We start from the raw sequence: 741 nt of genomic DNA, 5'->3' as shown, positions 1-741 counted from the left end.
TGATCGCGTTCTACAACGTCGCCAGGCACCGTAGCCGGCGCTGCGCCCTGGCCGCGGCGGCCGTACTCGAAACCGGGGCGATCATGGCCGCGGCCAAGTGGTCGATCGACGGCGCCTTCGTCGGGTCGTTCGTCGCGCTCACCGCGATGGTCGTCGCGGCCGGCGTGACGGGCACGAATCTGCGCACGCGCCGCGTGTACCTCGACGCCCTGGAGGATCGCGCCGACCGTCTGGAGCGCGAGCAGGACCAGCAGGCCATGCTCGCCGTCGCGGCCGAGCGGGCCAGAATCGCGCGCGAGATGCACGACATCGTCACGCACAACCTGTCGGTCATGGTCGCGCTCGCCGACGCCGCCGCGATGACCGTGGACAACTCCCCCGGCAAGGCCACGGTCGCGATGGAGCAGGTGTCGGGTACGGGGCGGCAGGCGCTCGTGGAGATGCGCCGCTTCCTGGGCGTACTGCGCGAGGACGAACCCGACGCCGCCCGCCACCCACAGCCGGACCTGACCCGGCTGGGCGCGCTCGCGGACCAGGTGCGCGCGGCGGGCCTGCCCACGACGTTGACCGTCGACGGGGACACCGCCGCCGTCCCGCAGGGCGCCCAGCTCGCGGTGTACCGGCTCACCCAGGAGGCCCTGACCAACACGCTCAAGCACGCCCTGCCCGGAGCGAACGCCCGTATCCGGGTGCGCTGTTCGGCCGACGCGATCGACCTCACCGTGGTCGACGACGGCCGCG

The 741-nt window shown here is 73.0% G+C and carries 1 protein-coding gene; it reads left to right on the top strand.

The window, feature by feature from the left end:
- Window positions 1–741, top strand: a 741-nt coding sequence (locus tag GT354_RS10975) for a histidine kinase (RefSeq protein ID WP_237534611.1), incomplete at both ends; no start/stop codon positions are given.

The organism is Streptomyces sp. SID3343, from assembly GCF_009865215.1.
GTDB lineage: Bacteria > Actinomycetota > Actinomycetes > Streptomycetales > Streptomycetaceae > Embleya.
The sequence above is the reverse complement of the archived record's forward strand: the minus strand, read 5'-3'. Positions and strand labels throughout refer to the sequence as shown.